Below are 18,014 nucleotides of genomic sequence, written 5' to 3'. Positions count from 1 at the left end.
GATACAATGCGATAAATTTCGTCTCAAATAGCTTTAGCAATGCTCGATGGCTATTAGTATTCTTAATATTCAAATACGGATTTTCGTTTGTAGAATCTTTCCAAAAACCCCAAACACCATTGAAGTTTATTATGCCTAAGAGTATAATAAGAGCAGTAAAACTAGTATGAATTATTAGAATAATCAGTTCATTGTAGGATGATCCTTTGAAACAGGGCTTGCCAGCGGTTTTTTTCGTCTATTTTTCAAAAAGTTAATAGTTGTTAAGTAAAAAGCGTAGTCATCACCATAGCTAATATTTATGAAGAGGAGTTGTTAAATTAAGAAAATAAGCGCATCGTCAATGGTTTTACTCCCCAGAAATATTAATAGCACTGGAGCATCTATTGGAAAGTATACCCTCTAAATCTCAGTCGTTTGTGATCATTTTAATAAATGTTTACCCTAGCTATAACAAAAAACAGAAGCTTCTAAACCATAAATTCGATCGGCAAAGCACTTATTCAGGTGCGGGCAGATCAAATAAGGAGAGATGAACATGGCCACACGTCAAGTGTATTGGAACATTGAAGGAGAGCATTGGCTCTATTTGTTCTTCATCATTGCCCTTATTGTCTTCGGCTACGGAGTGTACAAACGAGTGTCACTTTGGAAATTAGGTCAGCCTGAGAACCGCTGGAAGAATCTATGGCCAGGCCTAAAAGATATTATTGTCTATGGATTCGGGCATAAGCGAATCCTCAAAGATTCTTATCCGGGAATCATGCACCTTTGTATTTTTTGGGGCTTTGTATTCTTAGCCTTTGCCACAGCAATAATTACTTTGCAAGCTGATTTTGGCTTACAAATATTCCGCGGCTGGCTTTATCTGTTTATAAAGCTGACAGCAAATCTCTTTGGCTTGGCGGCAATCCTCGGTATCCTAATAGCAGCATATCGTCGCTATATCCAAAGACCCGACCGCCTGGACAATAAAACGGATGATGCAATCACACTAGGCTTAATATTTGTAATCCTGCTAACCGGCTTCCTAATTGAAGGAGCTCGGATTGCGGCAGCACCTGATCCCTGGGCGGGATGGGGATTTATTGGCCAATGGATATCAATTCCCCTCAAAGCCTATCTCAACCAGGCCCAGTTACTTTCATTGCATAGATTTTTATGGTGGTTCCATCTGCTCTTGGCAATGATGTTCATCGCTTACTTCCCTTATTCGAAGCTGTTCCATGTGCTATTGGGTCCATTAAATATTTTTTTCCGTAACAGAGGACCCATGGGAATCCCGGAGCTTATAAATTTCGAAGATGAAAGTCTGGAATCATTTGGTAAAAGTCAGCTGCGCGAGTTTTCTTGGAAAATGTTATTCAACACGGATGCATGCTTGCGTTGCGGACGCTGCCAGGATAATTGTCCGGCTTATTTAAGCGGCAAACACTTAAATCCCAAAAAGATCATTCAGGATATGCGGGTTTTGATGGAAGAAGCAGGTACGGCCCTTAAAGCCGTACAGAAAGACGCTTTAGCCAAGCAAACAGCGGAAGCTGAAACTGCAGCAACCGAAGAGACCGTCGAACTGCCGGTACGTTCTCTCATAGGTGAAGTTATTCCTGAGGAAGACTTATGGTCCTGTACTACCTGCCGTGCTTGTGAACAGCAATGCCCAGTTTTCGTCGAGCATGTTGATAAAACCATTGATCTGAGACGACATTTAGTCTTAATGGAAAGCAGGTTCCCTGCTGAGGCTCAGCTAGCCTTCAGAAATATGGAGAATAACGGGAATCCCTGGGGCATCGGCTGGACAACACGGGCCGACTATTTAAAAGGGTTAGGCGTAAAAACCTTTGCAGAAGATCCTGCAGCTGAATATTTATATTGGCCTGGCTGTTCAGGTGCCTTTGATGCACGTAACCAGAAAGTCTCCGCTGCCTTAGTCAAACTGTTACAAAGGGCTGGTGTTCATTTTGCAATCTTAGGCAACGAAGAAAAATGCTGTGGTGACTCTGCCCGTAAATTAGGAAATGAATACTTGTTTTATACATTGGCCTCCGAAAATATCGAAGTCATGAAGGGATATGGGGTTAAGAAAATTATCACTCAATGTCCTCACTGCTTCAACATTCTTAAAAATGAGTATCCTCAATTAGACGGGAATTTCGAAGTTGTGCACCATTCAACCTTCTTGCTTGAGCTGGTGAAATCCGGAAAACTTAAGCTGAACAATATTTCCGGAAAATCAATTACCTATCATGATTCTTGCTATTTAGGCCGCTATAATCAGATCTATGCTCAACCCCGTGAGTTGCTCAAAGTTGTTGGCCTTGAAATCAAAGAAATGGCTCATACAGGTGAAAAAAGCTTCTGCTGCGGGGCCGGTGGCGGTCGAATGTGGCTTGAAGAACATGAAGGCAACCGCATCAATGTCATGCGTACCGACGAAGCAATTGCCGCTAAGACAGATTATGTAGGAACCGCATGTCCTTTCTGCTTAACCATGATTGTCGACGGAATAGCGTCTCGTGAAGCGGGAGAAGCCTTAAAAGCCCTCGATATTTCCGAAATTTTAGAAGGTTGTATATAATATCGATCTGTAAGACGGAGTAAGATTTCTCAAGAGCAAGAAGCCCTCTAACAAATGGGCTTCTTGCTCTTTTAATCTCCTCATTTAACCTGCTCAATTCTGCCTGGGTGAAAAATCGGAATCAAATTGTCCCAATAATCGATTTGATATCAATTTATGCTAACCTCTTTCAATAGAAAAGTAGATTAAGACAAGGATACCAAGTGCAATGCGATACCAGCAAAATATATTAAAGTTATGCTTTTTGATATAATTCATTAAAAACTTGATTACAAGTAATGATACGAAGAATGCTACCGCCATTCCAATCACCAAGAATATCCTTATAGACAACCAAACTGTCTTTTTTCTTTGAATGTAATAGGAATCATTCTGTTCCAGAATGTCTCTACCACCGCTAAAATTGCACCAAGCTGAATTACAACAAAAAACATTTCTTTAAATGATTCCCTCATATTAAGTTGTAAAAACTCATCAACCAAAAGCATATGGCCTGTGCTGCTGATGGGGAGCCATTCTGACTTGGTTGAACCATAAATAGGCGTTCTTGATATGACTAATCCAGATTAGCAATACACAAAACCGCCGGTTTTTTTAACTGCTTTATTGAATATTCTTCATTTCTAGGATTGGAGAATCTGATCCACTGCATCGCTTTAGGTCATTTTGCAGGCAATCCCTGATGCTCCAGTTAATCAGTGATGCTTCTTGGCATCACTAAAGTCTCCTTTCCATAAAGCTTCAGCTTGCGCACTACGGTAGATTGATTAATGCCTAACATTGAAGCAGCTTTCCTGGTACTTTGGGTCAAATGATAGGCTTGTAAGATCATTTTCTTCTCTGTTTCAGCTAAGGCATCTTTTAAAAGTCGAGGCGGATCCGCAGTTGTTTCTTTTGAGCCATTGCCCTTAAATAAAGAAGGATCGATCCCTTCATCAGGGCTTAAAATTACCATTCGTTCAATTGTATTTTCGAGTTCACGAATGTTTCCCGGCCAATCGTGTTCCGTAAAGGCTTGCATGATTTCCGGAGAAATTTTGCGATTAAGGTTATATTTCTTAGAGAATTTTCGCATGAAGTACTCCACTAATATTGGAATATCGATTACACGTTCACGGAGAGGCGGGACATAAATATTGACAACATTTAAGCGATAAAAAAGATCCTGGCGAAACGTCCCCTCTTTAACCATTTGCTCTAAATTTCGATTTGTCGCTGTAATCAAGCGTACATCGACAGAAATACTCTGCGTCCCACCCAGGCGGGTAATCTCCTTTTCTTGAATCACTCTTAGTAACTTGACTTGAAGGTCAAGAGGAAGTTCACCCACTTCATCGAGGAATAAGGTTCCCTTTAAAGCAAGTTCAAAGATTCCAGGCTTCCCCTTCTTGGCTGCCCCGGTAAAGGCTCCTTCCTCATAGCCAAATAGTTCAGACTCTATCAGACTCGGGGAGAGAGCTCCACAATTAATCTTAATAAAAGGTCCGGTAGATCGGTTGCTTGCTTCGCGAATCATCCGAGTTATAATTTCCTTGCCTACGCCAGATTCCCCAGTGATTAGTACATTTGTATCCACTCGCGCCACACGAATGGATAATTCCACAACTTTTCGGATTTCAGGACTATTAAAGATAAAGCCGTCCTCCAGGGCTTTTATCTTTAAGCGGGATAGTTCAGAGCGATAGTTATCCATCTCTTGAGAAAACCTATGAAGACTTCGTCTTAGGGAATTTAGTTCAGTGAGGTCTCGTATATTGGCAATGACACGTACTACCTTTCCCTTAGTATTAAAAACGGGGGTTCCTGTGAACAGAATTTCTCTGCCCTTAATTTCTTGAATCATAGTAGCAGAGTTAAGGGTTTGGAGGACTTTAGATGTGACAAGTTCTGATAAGTAACCTCTTGTGACAAGTTCCGTGACAGGTAGTCCTGTGAAATTCTCGTCCAGGGGAATACCCAGCATTAAGCGGTAGGCCTTGTTCATGCGGATTATGCAGCCTTGACCATCTGAAATTACTAAACCATCTGCCGAAGAATCGATCAAGGCGCTGAGTTCGCTATTCAGTTCTTGAACAGAATGTATTTGGTGAGAGACCAATTCCAGGTCAGTAATATCTAAAAAAGAACTTACTGCTCCGGTTATTTGCCGATTAATTATAATGGGAGTACGATTGGTTAAGACTGTTCTATCTCCAATCTGCAGCTTAACCCCATATTGGGGCTTAGCACTATGTAAAACATCTTTGATCCTAGACAAAGGAATAAGTTCATTAACATCACGCCCAATAATTTCTTCACCGCAGACCATAAACTTCTTGGCAGTTTCGTTGATATAGGTTATTTTTCCATTGATATCAACAGCGATAATTCCACTGTAGATTGAGTCAAGCACAGCTCGAAGTTCATTCATAAGAATTCCTGGCTTCTGGCTCTCTGTACTTTCATAGCCCATTAAAGGTCCCCCCAATCCTAAAGTCTGGAATCCCTGTTAACTTGTAAAACAGCTCAATTCAGATCAGGTTCATGGTCAGTTCGCAGTTCTGCTCCATACTCCGAGCATTCATGAAGCAGTCCTTTCCTTTTCACGATACTATTCTATCATGAAATTGACATACTGGGTGTGCAGAACCCATTTTAGCCAGGAACTTGTTTGAGGAAACACCGACGTTAACCGTAAATCCTAGTTCAAAAAGCCGGCACGGTAAGGACGCCAGCCAAGGCACCGCGCCGCGCACACCAATTGCCACTGGCATTTTGGCCTCGATTCAGCCTCTAAATTCACAAACTTATGCTATACTGGAAAAGAAAGTATACAATCGGGAGGTTTATATGAACCGAATTGTTTCTATATCCGGCAAACTAAAATATATAGGTCTTTTGGGCCTGCCAATGTTTTTTTCGGATGCGCCGATCTGGAAATACCTTTGGTTATTCTGGCTGTTTGCTTTTGTGGAGATTTTCGCCTCTCTCTCAATTTTTGTGCAGTCCTTACAGCAATTGATTGCTATACCCTATATCTATCTTTTCCATGGCTTCCGACTGCCGGATCCAAATAACTATCAGCCTGCCATACGCTATTCCCTGCCATTCAGCGGGGAATGGACAGTGGTCAATGGTGGACCGGACAAGGAAACCTCTCATTCCTGGAGCATTTTAACCCAGCGCTACGCCTATGACTTTTTGATCTTGGATGACAACGGTCAAAGCTGTTCCAGCGACAAAACCCTTTTGCCTAACTACTATTGCTACGGCAGGGATGTCTTAGCTCCGGCTGACGGAGTTGTTGTAAAAGCAATCGACAAATACCCTGATTCCCGCACCTATGGCAACGGTTCTGTAGATCATGCCGCTAAAGATATTCGTGGCAATTACATCGTAATCAGGCACGCGGCAAAAGAGTATAGCTTGCTGGCTCACCTTCTGCCCCACAGCATTAAGGTCCAGGCGGGCCGGCAGGTAAAGCGCGGCGAGCCCATCGCGCAATGCGGCAACTCCGGCAATACAACTGAGCCGCACATCCATTTTCAAATTCAGGATGGCCAAAGCTTCCTTGCCTCGGCAGGATTGCCCATTTCCTTTGCGGGAATTGAGACGAAGCCCGCTGAAAACTATGCAAAATTTGATCCGCGTCAGGTATATGAGCAAAAGGAAAGGGATACATCAACGATTCAACGCGGCTCTTGCGTGGTGAATATGGAAAGTTCAATGTAGAATCCAATCGGCGTGTAATCCTGCATTTCGTCGATGACCAGATGCTTATAACAATGTACAAAAGGAGCATGCAAATATGACGGACAAAATTATAGTCAGTTCAGCAGAAAGCATTCGTAAATCATTAAACTTTCAGTTTGATATTTCATGGCAAATGTTAGAATATCACCTCAACAATCTTGGAACCGAAGAGAGTCTATGGCGGCCTGCTACAAAGGGTCTTCATGTTGTCAATGAATCCGGAACATGGCATGCAGATTGGCCAGATTCAGAGGCTTATGATATTGGACCAGCTAGTTTAGCTTGGATAACATGGCATATTATATTTTGGTGGTCAATGGTTCTTGATTTTTCTTTTAGCAAGGGAACTCTAAGTCGTGAGAATATCCTTTGGCCTGGTAACATGACAGCAACAAAGGAACGAATCATTCAGCTAAGAGATGTTTGGAGAAGTTCAGTGGAATCTTTGTCAGATGATGATTTCCTTTCCTGCGAACGAACAAGGTGGCCTTTTACAGACAAACCATTCTATGACCTGGCGGGGTGGCTTAATCTCGAACTTATGAAGAATGCTGCAGAGATCGGTTACTGTCGTTTCCTATATGCTACTCGAAAACAATAAGTCTGAAATTTAATAATTGAATTACATACTGCGTCCAAGGAAACTTATAACTCAAGCCGACACCACTCAGATACGAGTTGCTGTCGGCTATTATTCATTTTTTATCCTTTGCATTCACCTCGGCAACTCGACCGGTCTCAAACTGCTCCATAACTTGCGGCAAATTTGCCTCCCCCATTCGTTCTGAGGGAAAATAGGAAACAGAAAGGGAATTGACCCATGAGACTGCTTGGTTTTCACTTTGCGGCTTATCAGATAGGGGCAAAATACGAATGCTATACTCACGGACAGGAATATCCCGCTCATGTAAAACAGCTTCTAAAGCTTTGGCGACTTCCGCAATTTTGCTAAAGGAAACATCCTGACTAAACAATGTCACATCAATCGTCAGTGGCAGCGGGGGATTGTGAATATCCAATGTCATATCCCGCTCAAGTTTCGATAAATCTCCCTCCTTGACAAAAGGAAGTGCGATATGATCAAAGTCATAATCAAGCTCACCGCCAATCATCTCTTTCGCGATTTCCCGCAGCTCTTCATCCAATCTCCGAAAAGTGGTGAAATTGTTAGCAACCTCGTACTCGTAGTCATCACGTATGACATTTCCATAGCTGTCAACATAGATGCTAAAGGCAGTGTCCTCGCTCGTACCAGACTTTACGAACACAAAATACGAACCGAACTTGAAATTGTAATTGGATCTTTCAATTTTCAGATTCAGATCACTGTACTTTGTGTCAATGTATTGTTGAGCGGCTTTTTTAGCTAAGGCATTAGATACAGGATTGCCGACAAAGCTGTTTACAAAAAGCAGCAATAAGATAATAAGCCCCAATCCAAAGGCTCCAGCCAATATCTTTTTCATTTTTAAATTCATTTTATCTCTCCCTCTTACTTCTTGAATACATAGCCTGCAATCAGAATACCCAATGGTATGTCAAGTAAACTCTCCATGGCGAGGGATGCTTATAAGACCCTCCGAATATGGAATAAGAAAAGCACTCCGGACCGAGTGCTATTCTTATTGCCATATTCCCTCAAAACTACAATTTCAGGCAACTTACAAAATGGTTTACGGGATATCATAAAGCCGGGCTGTTTTTTTCTTCTTAGGTTTTGGAATCGGAATAACCGGCTCCAATAAAGCGATGACTTCTTTGCTGAAGACGGAATTGTCTATGTCCAATATATAATGTTCTTTTGCTCTGTCATACGGAAAGCCTGTCTCTGCATCTTTCATCTTTTCGCTGATACAGTCAAGTATTTTCACAAAGACCATATTATCACAGACGAGAAGTATAGGCTTCTCATTCACATAAACCATATACTCTCCAAACATTTTCTTATATCTAACAGCACCAACGCCGCTGATCTGTTCACAAACATATTCAATAAAATCTGTTGTTGTTGCCATACTATCACCTCTCGATCATTGGTATGCTTCTCTTTATCTGATATTCAAACTCTTTCTTATGTCTCTGAAAAAAATCATAGAAATATCTCACATTCTCAAGATCTGCCCATTTTACAACCTCTAATTCCCTTGAATCAAGATTATAGATTTTTGCATCTAACGTCGCCAGCATAAATGGTGAATGCGTAGAAATAATAAACTGACATCCTAAAAACCTTGACATTTCATTTATCTTCTCAGCTAGCAACGTTTGATTTGCTGGCGACAAGGATACCTCCGGTTCATCCAACAAATAAAGTGCATCAGTTTCAATATAATCATCCAACATTTGCAAAGTTGTTTCTCCATTCGAATACTTTTCCTGTGCAAATTTTAATATTTCCATTTGTTTTCGCATTTTATCGGAGTTTTTTAATCGTTCTATTTGTTCCTTATTCATCCCTCTCCTAATATGTTCATATATGTACCCATCACCTAGAACCTGTTCCTGTTGTATTTTTTTAATTTCATATAGAATATCTTCGCTTTTAATATACCTGCTTCTCTGAGGAAGTCTGCCAATCTGCCTGCCGTGTTCATCTTCACCTAAAGAATAACTGCATTCATCTACGAATTTTGTGAAATAAGGTGTAATTCCGTACTTATTGCAGGTGGCATACTCATATCCTTCAATCTGCAACTTATTGGCAATAATATTCAGCAGCGTAGATTTTCCAGATGCATTATTGCCATATAAAACTGTAATTGATCTGAAGAATAATGATTTTTCTATTTTATCAACAAATACATTATATGGATAAATATTCGGATTACTTACTGTCTCCTTAGACAATAAAAAGCTGCTTAAATATATTATGGGTTACACCTTCTCCCATAAATTTTTCGAGTGTTACCGCTTCCTCAAAAGCCGCTTTCAATTCGGTGACACTGGTGCCTTCGTAACTGCTTGAATCGTTTATACCTTCAAGCTCGCTGTAAAATACTACATCCCGGTGCTGTAATGTACCGAGCCGATATAATCCTTGTAAAACATAATATCTTTCATAATTAAACCTCTCCTTGACGATAAAGATTATCAAACTTTAGTCGCCTCAAGATAGACAAGCGGAAAGGAGGCTCTTAATACTTTCCGCCGACCAACCGAAAAACCATTTTTCTCAATAAACCCGGTATATTCCTCCGGTGTCCACTTGGAGTAAGTTTCAAACCCGATGAGTTTCAGTATTTTGGCGTTCAGATTCCAGAAGGAGTTTTTTAGGTGCCCATGCGCAAAGGTCGGTGCGATCAGTAATCCACCAGGTTTCAGTACCCTGCGGATACTCACAAGCGCTGCTTCGGGGTCTGGCATAATGTGCAAAGCATTGGAAATGATGACCGCGTCAAATGAGTCATTTGCAAAGGATAATGCCGTAGCGTCTTCGATGGAAAATTTAACATTTGACGGAGCAATTTTCTTTTTTGCGGTTTCAATCATCTTGGGGGAGAAGTCCGTCGCTTCAACTTGCCGGACAAATCTGGCTATGCCAAGCGCGATCAAACCGGTCCCGGTAGCGACTTCCAAAACCCGCATATCGGCTTTCAGTACTTTCGACATCAGATTGTACATTTCTTCGTATGCCGCTTTGTTAAACCGCTTAATCTCGAAGTCATACAGCCCGGAATACCGGTTCCAAAATTTCTTGTTGTCGCCCATATTCAGTTACTCCTTTTACCTGAAAATTCAAGTCCACTCCTCTCATTTGTATTATGTCAAACATACGTTCTATTTGCAATACCAACGGCTGGCTTCCTAAAAAAGTACATAAAAAATTGGGGGGCTTCGCTGGAAAAAGCCCCCGCTGGTTTTGTTTCAAAAATTGCAGTTTTCGCCTCAAAATTTGCTAGCAACCGGGCCTGCTCTGAGCAATCCCCAAGGCATAGCCGCTGAACTGAGGCTTCCGGTCAGGCAGCCGCTTATACAGACGTCCCCCAGCTGACAATCCGATAATACACTTTGGCCGTCAGCCCGTAGACAAGAGCATAAAACAGGGCGAAAACCAGGATGGTACCCGCTGTGCACCAGGCAAACAAACCCACATTGGTGAGATTCAGTACGGCCAGCAATTTAGTAATAATGGGAAAAGCGAAGGCAATATGGATCCCGGCGGTAACCAGGGGCAGGAAAAATACGGTCAAGACCTGACTGCGGATGGAGCCTCTGACCTCTTCACGGCTCATTCCCACCTTCTGCATGATTTCAAAGCGGGCCTTATCGTCATACCCCTCGGAAACCTGCTTGTAATAGATGATCAGTACGGTGGCCATGATGAACAGCGCCCCCAGGAAAATTCCCAGGAAGAACAAGCCTCCATATATAGCGAAAAAGGATTCCCTGGCTGCCACCGGAGATTCGATGCTGCTGCCGGGATAGTCACTGCCCAGGGCAGTGCGGATGTCCTGGTAAACAGCCGAGATGTCAGCCTCGTCGGCTTCCAGATCAAAGCCCAGATAATATCGATACCCTGAGGGATCATCCCCTTTTTCTTCGACCTGGGCCTCCGCCAGGGCTTTGAGCACATCCATATCCTTGACCACGACATAATAGCTGCCCGAGATGGATACCCTATTCAGGTTATTTTCAAAAAACGAGTCCAGCCTTTCCTTGACTGTCAATGTCCGGTTTAATACCGTCAGGGTATCTTCTTCATACTTGCTGGCGCTGGAATAAATCAGAATCTCATCGTCCTCCAAGCTGGCCGTTCTCTTAGCCAGCCGGTTATAATCCTCCAGAGGAATCAGATAGAATTCCCTGACCGAAGAAAAGTCGTTGGAGATATTGCTGAGATCCGTGATCAACCTGTCCCCCTCTTGATTGCCGACAAAGGCCACATACCTGTAGTCCAGCCTATCCTTCCCCTCCAGCCGGTGCTTCGCCAAGACTTCTTTAACCGACGTCTGCAAGCCCTCCACGGATTGCTGGGCAGGCATGGGGGTGGATATCATAATATTTTGGGGATACCGGGTGCGCAGCACGTCCTCCATCCCAATGTACAAGGACACGGTGGTGGACACCATCACCAGCACGGCAGTGGCCATGATACAAATATTGGCCAGCCCCACGGCGTTTTGCTTCATCCGGTATATCATCCCCGCTACTGCGGTAAAATGCCTGGTCTGATAATAATACCTCTTGTTCCGGCGCAGCAGTTTAAACACTGCGATGCTGCCCGCCGTAAACAAAAAATAGGTGCCAACCATCACCAGGAGGACGGCAAAGAAAAATTGGGTCAGGGCGGCCAGAGGGGATTGGGTGGTGAGGGAGATATAATACCCCCCGCCCAGGCTCAAGGTTCCCATCACCACCAAAGGCCATTTTGTTTTCGGCTCCTTCTCCCCTGTCTGTCCGCCCATCAGGAGTTCAACTGGCTTAGCCAGATGGATTTGGCGCAAGGTATTGAGCAGTGTCAACAGGAAGATCCCGGCGAACAGGACCAGCACTGCCGCCAGAGCGGGGCCGGACACCTCAAAGCCCAGGGGCACCTCAAAGTTGAGGATTTTCAGCAGAACCAGGAAGATCAGCTTGGAGAGAAGTACCCCGCCCAGCAGGCCTGCCCCCAGGCTGATCCCCGCCACATACAGGGTTTCGAAGGCTAACACTCTGGCGATATGCTTCTTCTCCATGCCCAGGATATTAAAAAGGCCAAATTCCTTTTTGCGCCGTTTGACCAGAAAGCTATGGGTATAGAAGAGAAAAATCGCCGAAAAAATAGCAATCACATAGCATCCTAGGTTAAGGATCATCTGCACTTGGGAGCCGCCGGCCATTTTTCCCAAGCCCTCATTTTCAGACAGAAACACCATGATATAATACATCATCACCGTACCGATGCAGGTCAGGATATAGGGCAGATAGGTTTGGGCATTCTTTTTCAGATTGGTGGCGGCCAGCTTGGCATAAAAGAATCTACTCATGACGCCCACCGCCTGTGGCCATGGTGGTCAGGGTATCGGAGATCTTCTGGTACATAGCTTCATCCGACATTCCGGCTTTATAAAGCTGGTGAAAGACCTCACCATCCTTAATAAACAGTACCCGTTGGGCATGGCTGGCCGCTTTCACGCTGTGGGTCACCATTAACAAAGTCTGCCCCTCCGAATTGATTTCTTTAAACAGGCGGAGCAAGCTCTCAGCGGCCTGGGAGTCCAGGGAGCCGGTGGGTTCGTCCGCCAGAATCAGCTGAGGATTGGTAATCAGGGCGCGGGCCACGGCACAGCGCTGCTTCTGCCCTCCCGACACTTCATAAGGATATTTGGCTAGGATATCACCGATGCCCAGCTTGCGGGCAATGGGCTCCAAACGCCGGCTCATCTCCTCATAGGACTTGCCGGAGAGCACCAGGGGCAGGAAAATATTATCCTGCAAGGAGAAAGTATCCAATAGATTAAAATCCTGAAACACAAAACCGAGATTTTCCCGACGGAAGGCGGAAATCTCCTTTTCTTTAATGGTGCTGAGCCCTTTCCCCTTGAGCAGCACCTCACCACTGGTGGGTTTGTCGAGAGAGGCCAGAATATTGAGCAGGGTGGTTTTGCCTGACCCCGATTCCCCCATAATCGCTGCATATTCCCCCTCCTCCACGGAGAAGGACACATTGGCTAAGGCCTGAACAGGGCTGCCGCCAAAGCGGGTAGTATAGACTTTTTTAAGATTATTCACCTCGAGAATAGTCATGAAAAAAGAACCTCCTTTGCTGAGTAGGTTCAGTATAGCAAAACTGGAAAATGCCCTGCCATAACTTTGGCTTACATTTTCCAGTTTAAGCTTACCCTTTTGTAAGGTAGATTATATTTCACTAGATGGCCTTTCCTGCTTCATAAGCTTTAGATAAGAGTTCTTGATTGTTAGCTGCAGTGCTGGGGTCAGTGCCGCCGGTTTGTAAAATGGTATTAACTACATTCAAACCAAACATCTTAAACATCGCTTCATAGCTCTGAAAGGATGTCTGAAAAGCCTGGGCGTTGGGATTACCTTGGGAATAAACCATGATCAGGCTTTTAGCAGCATACCTGGGCTTATGGTTTTCATCGAATAAGCCGCAGAGCCTATCCCACAACAATTTCATTTGAGCTGTAATCTGCCAAAGATAGACGGGGGATCCAAAAACCACAACATCGGCCTCGATAATATGTTTAAACATATTCTGAAAATCATCTTGCATGACGCAGTTTCCGGTTTTGCGACAAGCTAAACAGCCTTTGCAGGGTTTAAGATTCATATCATACAGATCAAAAATAGTTGTTTCAGCCCCAGCCTCTTGTGCTCCACGAATAACTTCTTTAACAAGGGTGACGGTGTTGCCATTTTTTCTTGGGCTCCCCATAAAAGCGACCACTTTTTTCATGCTGTAATTCCCTCCGTAAACCTTTATTTTAGGATTATTTTACCCACTTGTGAAACTCTTAATTAGTTGCTCTATGCTATATGCTAATTCCACTAATACCCTTCTATTTCCTGCTAATGTGAGGCCCTATTTCATCTGTTCGGTTAATTGTAGTGATAGTTATGATGTTCTTGAAAAGCCTATTCACCTTTTTCAACCTGATCTTTAGCAGAAATCTACCTTTGAGAAGCCAAGAGTGCCTTCAGATAACCAACTTCGTTCTCAACTTCCTTTGGCGCTTAGCCACTATGAAAATGAGCAAGCAGCTCCGGCAGCCTATCTCTGTTTTCCCGAGTCACCGTGAGCAGGGCCACCTGGGCGTGCTCTCTGATTTGGTCCGTCCAGCCCCTGCTGGTTAGTTTGACAACACCCAGTATGGGCTTGTTCCCATCCAGGGCCGCTAAAATCTCCTGCTGAAATACCTGAGCCCCACTTTCCAGACTGCCGCATTCATCCATTAAAATCAGAGCCGATTCCGAATCAGCCCTGGCCCTGCGAATCAGCTGAGCACCGAAGCCGTCGAACCTTTTAACAAGAACCTCCGGCGGCCGCTCTGCACGAAAATGGACAACAGCCTTTTCTTCATTAAAAGTCTGAGGCTTAGCTGCGGAATCCAGGTAAAGCAGCCTGTCTGCTTGAGTCCGGTCCGGTCCGAAATAGGTGCGGAAGCCCTGAGGGGTTATCTGCAGCAAATCCAGAGTCTTGTTGATGACTGTACTCTTGCCGATTTGGATTTCACCGGTCAAAAAGATATGCATTTCTCACAGACTCCCTTTAATCTCAAATACTCCAATGGATTTCAAGCGGGGGATGACCCATGGAAAACGGGAGTCCCCGGTGGTTTTGAGAGACCTTAGCAAAAAATTGCTCAAGTCCTCAGCACTGATAGCTGGGCAATGGGTCCGGAGGAAATCCTCTGCATCGGCCCGGGAGTGAAAGGGCTGACCGAACTCAAAGGCCGCTTCCGTGAGGACATAGTCGATCCTTTTCTCCTTGAGAAAATTCTCCACCTTTTCAGGAGTATTCTTCAAGAATTTCCGGTATTTTTCCGGGTAAAGCTCTGTTTGCTGTTTCTTGCCCACCACGGCAATCAGCTTCCGGCAGTGGGGCAGAAATTCTTCAATTTCTCTGCTGCCAAAAAAGCTGATGCAGATAATGTCCCAGTCCTCCTTTAGATCCTTGTAGTCCATAAGCCTAGGCTGGATATTGCTGATCTGCCTGGCATCTACCTGTTTCTGCAAAGCCCCCAGGGCATTGGGGTTAATATCCATACAAGTAATGCCTGCGATACTGGGGCTGAGCTCCAGATCCAGAAGACCCAGACCGCAGCCGATATCGCAAAGGGTGGTATAACTTCGCAGCATGGGAGCAATCAGGTCAGCCACTTTTCTGAAGAACCCTGAATAGGCATTAGCCTCCTCATACCAGCGAATGGTCTGGGCATTCCATTCAAAATTCATGATCCTGCTGCCTTTCTGCTTTAAAAGCCACCTTTTGGCCTGCTCGGAAAATCTTCACCTGTTCCGCCCCGGCTGCCACCCTAAAAGCCTGAGCATTGTCTTTAATGAGAAACCCGGACAGTTCATCAATCCCGTAGTCAAAAAGCACCGGAGCTAAGGGAGTAGCAGGCCCCACCAGGCAGACACGGTCAGCATTTCTGGTCAGTTCCAGGAGCCGGGGCAGGGTTTTATCCACCAAAGCTGTGCAGGTAAGGTAGGCATAATCTGCTTCAGGCAGCAAGTACTCACAGGCCGACATCGGGTAGTCCCCCTCTAAGGGGTCCCATTCAATAATGGAAAAGTCACAGACCGGTTCCAGCAGGTTCTCCAGGTAGGGAAAATGCCCCACAACCACAACCTTTTTTCCCTTAACCACATTCTGAGACATGATAAAGGGATCATAGCGCCGGTCTTCCACGCGCTGGGCATCGGAAAATTCCACACCGTTGGCTCTGGCCACCTGAGGATTATTGTAGTAAGCGTTAAGGGCGGCAGATCCCAGAGCAGCCTCCATCAGGTTCCATGATTTCACACAGGATGCCGCTTCCCGCAGGGGCGAGCCCAAGAGGTTTTTGTTAAACATAGGCATCCGCTGATTATAGGGCCGCCCCGCAGCCACTCCTGAACCGTCTCCGCTGCGGACATAAGTATAATGGTACCCGCAAACCAGCTCATCAACCCTGTAATCTTCAGGTATCCCTTCGATTAAAGCATCGTATAACTCCCACACCGTAATCCCTCCTTTAGATTGGGCAATCTTCAACTAACAAATGACTTCCCCACTGAATCCTTATCAGCCAGGCTCTTCCAAATCTCTCATGCGGATCACTTCCCCGGCCCGCAGCGCTGTGCGCAGCCTCTGCATAGTATTATCCAGGTCTTCAATGATCCCCAAACTCTCTTTCTCCGCCTCGGAAATCTCAATAACTTTGGCGATTCCCCCGTTTTGAATCACAATCCGCTTGTCGGCGCTCAAGGCCAGAAGAGGGTCATGAGTGGAGACTAAAATAATCTTTTCCCTTTTGGCCAGAAGTCCTATCGCCTGCCGCCGGTTAATTCCGGCATTTTCGATTTCATCAATCAGGATGATGGGAGATTCACTCATGAAGGCAGTATCCGCGATCATCAGGGCCCGGGACTGCCCCCCGCTGAGCTGAGTTACCAAAGTGTCTTCAGAGAATTTTTCCCCAGCCAGCTCATTGGCACACTGAAAACAAATTGCTGTCACTTCTCCTACATTAGGTGTAAGCCGACATTTGGCATGCATCTCCAAAAATTCACGAACCGTCAAATCCATGACAAAATTCATATTTTGGGAAAGCTGAGCCACCAGTTTCCCTTCCATTTCGAAGCGCTGCAGGTCATCCAGTTCCGCCCCGTTGACCAGAATTCTCCTGCCCGTGAGGGTATCCCCCTGAGCCAGGCACTCAATGTCATTGAGCAGCCGGCTTTTCCCCGATCCCGTGGGCCCGACAATGCTGATGATTTCCCCGGCGGAAATTGTCAGACTGACAGCTTCCGGGCTCTTGGCTTTATTCCAGCCGCCGATAATCGTAATAGACTTGACCTCGGTCAAGGGATTCTCTTTAGGAGTAAACTGCTCCAGAAACTCAGCAAAGCCCTCTAAGGCTCCCAACCGGTCCAAGCCGAATTCTGCCAGAGCTTCCTCTTCCACTTCCAGCAAGGCCTGAGAGAAAGAAAGCTCCGGCCCTAAACTATGCAGCCGGTAATTAGCCAGAAAGTCCCAGCCGATGGGATATTCCCTCAAGACCTCCGCCAGAGGCCGGCTGGTCAGGATACTCAAAAAATCTGCTGTCATAGGCTTTTAAACTCCATCTTCTTCATCATTCCCATCTGATAAGGCTCTCCGATTTTAGTCTCTCCGGTGCAATAAGAGCAGATCGCCGCCGGCGTGGTGAAACGCAGTCTAGTATCCCTGAGGCTGTGAATCTCCCCGGCCTGCTGCAGGTATTTGGCCAGAATAAAGGCCCCTTGTCCGGTAATCCCGTTCAAAAAAATGACTTTCCCCGCTGAATTCACCTGCCGGATATTGAAGGCAAAGACCTCCCGTTCGGCCTGGGAAACAATATCTCCTTTGGTCACCACCACGATATCCGCATATTTGAGCATGGGGCCTATTTTGCGAGGGGTATTCACTCCGGAGAGATTGTCAATGACACAGACGGACAGAATCCCTTTAATATAGGGGGAACAGCGGTTGCAGAGACCGGCGCTCTCCGTGATGAGCACCTCAAAACCTGACTGCACTCCCCACTGAACCGCATCTTCAATATTGCTTACAAAAAAATGATCCGGACATACCTTGCCGGAAAACCCGGTATGCACAGGAATCCCCGCCTCGGCATAGCTGAGATTGTCAAAAGAAGTCAGGCAGTCAAACTTCACAACCCCAATACTGCCTTGAGGACGATTCATCCCTTCAATCAGTCTGAGTATTACCGATGTCTTGCCCGAAGAGGGCGGTCCGGCAACTGTTATCAGTTTCATAACAACCTCCAAACGCTTTCCTTCAATAAGTTATTTGTTTTTGTTAGGTTATTTTATTGGTTATCTTAAATTTAACTATTTATAACCTCAATGTCTAGTTAATTTATGTTAGTTTTTATTTGTTTATATATAGTTTTATTTGCTTTTATTCATTGACAAGGTGTTCATCCCCTTATATAATTTTTAACAAATCAGAAGATTCCTCATTTCCTGCCGGCTTTTTCTTCTCTTAAACACTGCTGCATGTTAATTTATGCTAGGC

At 44.8% G+C, this 18,014-nt stretch carries 17 protein-coding genes and 1 pseudogene; 3 read left to right on the top strand and 15 right to left on the bottom strand.

Features of this window, described 5'->3' with window-relative positions:
* The first annotated feature begins 538 nt into the window (after positions 1-538).
* Positions 539-2,578 carry a heterodisulfide reductase-related iron-sulfur binding cluster gene (locus tag DESMER_RS09115; protein ID WP_014902756.1) on the top strand — a complete coding sequence of 680 codons (2,040 nt, stop codon included), beginning with the start codon at positions 539-541 and terminating at the stop codon, positions 2,576-2,578.
* Between the two features lie 159 nt (positions 2,579-2,737).
* On the opposite strand, the pseudogene DESMER_RS22990 reads toward DESMER_RS09115, so the two are convergent.
* Together DESMER_RS22990 and DESMER_RS09110 are read right to left on the bottom strand one after the other, a co-directional pair.
* Positions 2,738-3,132: pseudogene (locus DESMER_RS22990) on the bottom strand (undecaprenyl-diphosphate phosphatase).
* A 137-nt stretch (positions 3,133-3,269) separates the two neighbouring features.
* A complete protein-coding gene (locus tag DESMER_RS09110) occupies positions 3,270-5,030 on the bottom strand; it encodes a sigma-54 interaction domain-containing protein (protein ID WP_014902755.1) in 1,761 nt (586 codons plus the stop codon).
* Positions 5,031-5,407: 377 nt separating this feature from the next.
* Between DESMER_RS09110 and DESMER_RS09105 the strand changes: the two genes are divergently transcribed.
* A complete protein-coding gene (locus DESMER_RS09105) occupies positions 5,408-6,289 on the top strand; it encodes a M23 family metallopeptidase (protein WP_014902754.1) in 882 nt (293 codons plus the stop codon).
* A gap of 76 nt (positions 6,290-6,365) precedes the next feature.
* Positions 6,366-6,911, top strand: a complete 546-nt coding sequence (locus tag DESMER_RS09100) for a DinB family protein (RefSeq protein WP_014902753.1) — start codon at positions 6,366-6,368, stop codon at positions 6,909-6,911.
* Positions 6,912-7,005: 94 nt separating this feature from the next.
* Here the strand turns inward: DESMER_RS09100 and DESMER_RS09095 are convergent, their stop codons facing one another.
* The 13 genes from DESMER_RS09095 to DESMER_RS09035 all read right to left on the bottom strand — a co-directional run bounded on the left by DESMER_RS09095 (position 7,006) and on the right by DESMER_RS09035 (position 17,752).
* Positions 7,006-7,788 (bottom strand): YfjL-like protein, encoded by a 783-nt coding sequence (locus DESMER_RS09095; protein WP_014902752.1) that lies wholly within the window; start codon positions 7,786-7,788, stop codon positions 7,006-7,008.
* Positions 7,789-7,983: 195 nt separating this feature from the next.
* Entirely contained in the window at positions 7,984-8,325 is a 342-nt protein-coding gene (locus DESMER_RS09090) for a TfoX/Sxy family protein (protein WP_014902751.1), read from the bottom strand.
* A 4-nt stretch (positions 8,326-8,329) separates the two neighbouring features.
* Positions 8,330-9,157 (bottom strand): AAA family ATPase, encoded by an 828-nt coding sequence (locus tag DESMER_RS09085; protein WP_014902750.1) that lies wholly within the window; start codon positions 9,155-9,157, stop codon positions 8,330-8,332.
* Entirely contained in the window at positions 9,150-9,404 is a 255-nt protein-coding gene (locus tag DESMER_RS24400) for a hypothetical protein (protein WP_014902749.1), read from the bottom strand. Before DESMER_RS24400 ends, DESMER_RS09085 begins: the two co-directional genes overlap by 8 nt.
* Positions 9,401-10,018, bottom strand: a complete 618-nt coding sequence (locus DESMER_RS09075; protein ID WP_014902748.1) for a class I SAM-dependent methyltransferase — start codon at positions 10,016-10,018, stop codon at positions 9,401-9,403. Before DESMER_RS09075 ends, DESMER_RS24400 begins: the two co-directional genes overlap by 4 nt.
* Before the next feature lie 260 nt (positions 10,019-10,278).
* The gene (locus DESMER_RS09070; RefSeq protein WP_014902747.1) at positions 10,279-12,276 is read right to left on the bottom strand and encodes an ABC transporter permease; all 1,998 of its coding nucleotides are present in this window, start codon (positions 12,274-12,276) and stop codon (positions 10,279-10,281) included.
* Positions 12,269-13,036, bottom strand: coding sequence for an ABC transporter ATP-binding protein (locus DESMER_RS09065; RefSeq protein ID WP_014902746.1), 768 nt, complete (start codon positions 13,034-13,036; stop codon positions 12,269-12,271). The genes DESMER_RS09070 and DESMER_RS09065 overlap by 8 nt, the downstream gene beginning before the upstream one ends.
* Positions 13,037-13,157: 121 nt before the next feature.
* Positions 13,158-13,706, bottom strand: coding sequence for a flavodoxin family protein (locus tag DESMER_RS09060; protein ID WP_014902745.1), 549 nt, complete (start codon positions 13,704-13,706; stop codon positions 13,158-13,160).
* A 278-nt stretch (positions 13,707-13,984) separates the two neighbouring features.
* On the bottom strand, positions 13,985-14,503 hold the full coding sequence (locus DESMER_RS09055; protein ID WP_014902744.1) for a nucleoside-triphosphatase: 519 nt from the start codon (positions 14,501-14,503) through the stop codon (positions 13,985-13,987).
* 3 nt (positions 14,504-14,506) lie between these two features.
* A complete protein-coding gene (locus DESMER_RS09050) occupies positions 14,507-15,205 on the bottom strand; it encodes a methyltransferase domain-containing protein (RefSeq protein ID WP_014902743.1) in 699 nt (232 codons plus the stop codon).
* Entirely contained in the window at positions 15,195-15,974 is a 780-nt protein-coding gene (locus DESMER_RS09045; RefSeq protein ID WP_014902742.1) for a DUF364 domain-containing protein, read from the bottom strand. Before DESMER_RS09045 ends, DESMER_RS09050 begins: the two co-directional genes overlap by 11 nt.
* A 63-nt stretch (positions 15,975-16,037) precedes the next feature.
* The gene (locus DESMER_RS09040) at positions 16,038-17,063 is read right to left on the bottom strand and encodes an ATP-binding cassette domain-containing protein (RefSeq protein ID WP_014902741.1); all 1,026 of its coding nucleotides are present in this window, start codon (positions 17,061-17,063) and stop codon (positions 16,038-16,040) included.
* Complete coding sequence (locus DESMER_RS09035; RefSeq protein WP_014902740.1) at positions 17,060-17,752, bottom strand: GTP-binding protein; 693 nt, start codon at positions 17,750-17,752, stop codon at positions 17,060-17,062. The genes DESMER_RS09040 and DESMER_RS09035 overlap by 4 nt, the downstream gene beginning before the upstream one ends.
* Between the last annotated feature and the right edge of the window lie 262 nt (positions 17,753-18,014).

Source organism: Desulfosporosinus meridiei DSM 13257 (genome assembly GCF_000231385.2).
Lineage (GTDB): Bacteria > Bacillota > Desulfitobacteriia > Desulfitobacteriales > Desulfitobacteriaceae > Desulfosporosinus > Desulfosporosinus meridiei.
This window is presented reverse-complemented; position numbering and strand designations above follow the sequence as displayed.

Bases quoted from the DNA above. Each gene is read 5' to 3' on its own strand.
- DESMER_RS09060 (WP_014902745.1), bottom strand. From the start codon at position 13,706: ATGAAAAAAGTGGTCGCTTTTATGGGGAGCCCAAGAAAAAATGGCAAC.
- DESMER_RS09110 (WP_014902755.1), bottom strand. From the start codon at position 5,030: ATGGGCTATGAAAGTACAGAGAGCCAGAAGCCAGGAATTCTTATGAAT.
- DESMER_RS09095 (WP_014902752.1), bottom strand. From the start codon at position 7,788: ATGAATTTAAAAATGAAAAAGATATTGGCTGGAGCCTTTGGATTGGGG.
- DESMER_RS09115 (WP_014902756.1), top strand. From the start codon at position 539: ATGGCCACACGTCAAGTGTATTGGAACATTGAAGGAGAGCATTGGCTC.
- DESMER_RS09075 (WP_014902748.1), bottom strand. From the start codon at position 10,018: ATGGGCGACAACAAGAAATTTTGGAACCGGTATTCCGGGCTGTATGAC.
- DESMER_RS09035 (WP_014902740.1), bottom strand. From the start codon at position 17,752: ATGAAACTGATAACAGTTGCCGGACCGCCCTCTTCGGGCAAGACATCG.
- DESMER_RS09090 (WP_014902751.1), bottom strand. From the start codon at position 8,325: ATGGCAACAACAACAGATTTTATTGAATATGTTTGTGAACAGATCAGC.
- DESMER_RS09100 (WP_014902753.1), top strand. From the start codon at position 6,366: ATGACGGACAAAATTATAGTCAGTTCAGCAGAAAGCATTCGTAAATCA.
- DESMER_RS09070 (WP_014902747.1), bottom strand. From the start codon at position 12,276: ATGAGTAGATTCTTTTATGCCAAGCTGGCCGCCACCAATCTGAAAAAG.
- DESMER_RS09105 (WP_014902754.1), top strand. From the start codon at position 5,408: ATGAACCGAATTGTTTCTATATCCGGCAAACTAAAATATATAGGTCTT.
- DESMER_RS09055 (WP_014902744.1), bottom strand. From the start codon at position 14,503: ATGCATATCTTTTTGACCGGTGAAATCCAAATCGGCAAGAGTACAGTC.
- DESMER_RS09065 (WP_014902746.1), bottom strand. From the start codon at position 13,036: ATGACTATTCTCGAGGTGAATAATCTTAAAAAAGTCTATACTACCCGC.
- DESMER_RS09040 (WP_014902741.1), bottom strand. From the start codon at position 17,063: ATGACAGCAGATTTTTTGAGTATCCTGACCAGCCGGCCTCTGGCGGAG.
- DESMER_RS09050 (WP_014902743.1), bottom strand. From the start codon at position 15,205: ATGAATTTTGAATGGAATGCCCAGACCATTCGCTGGTATGAGGAGGCT.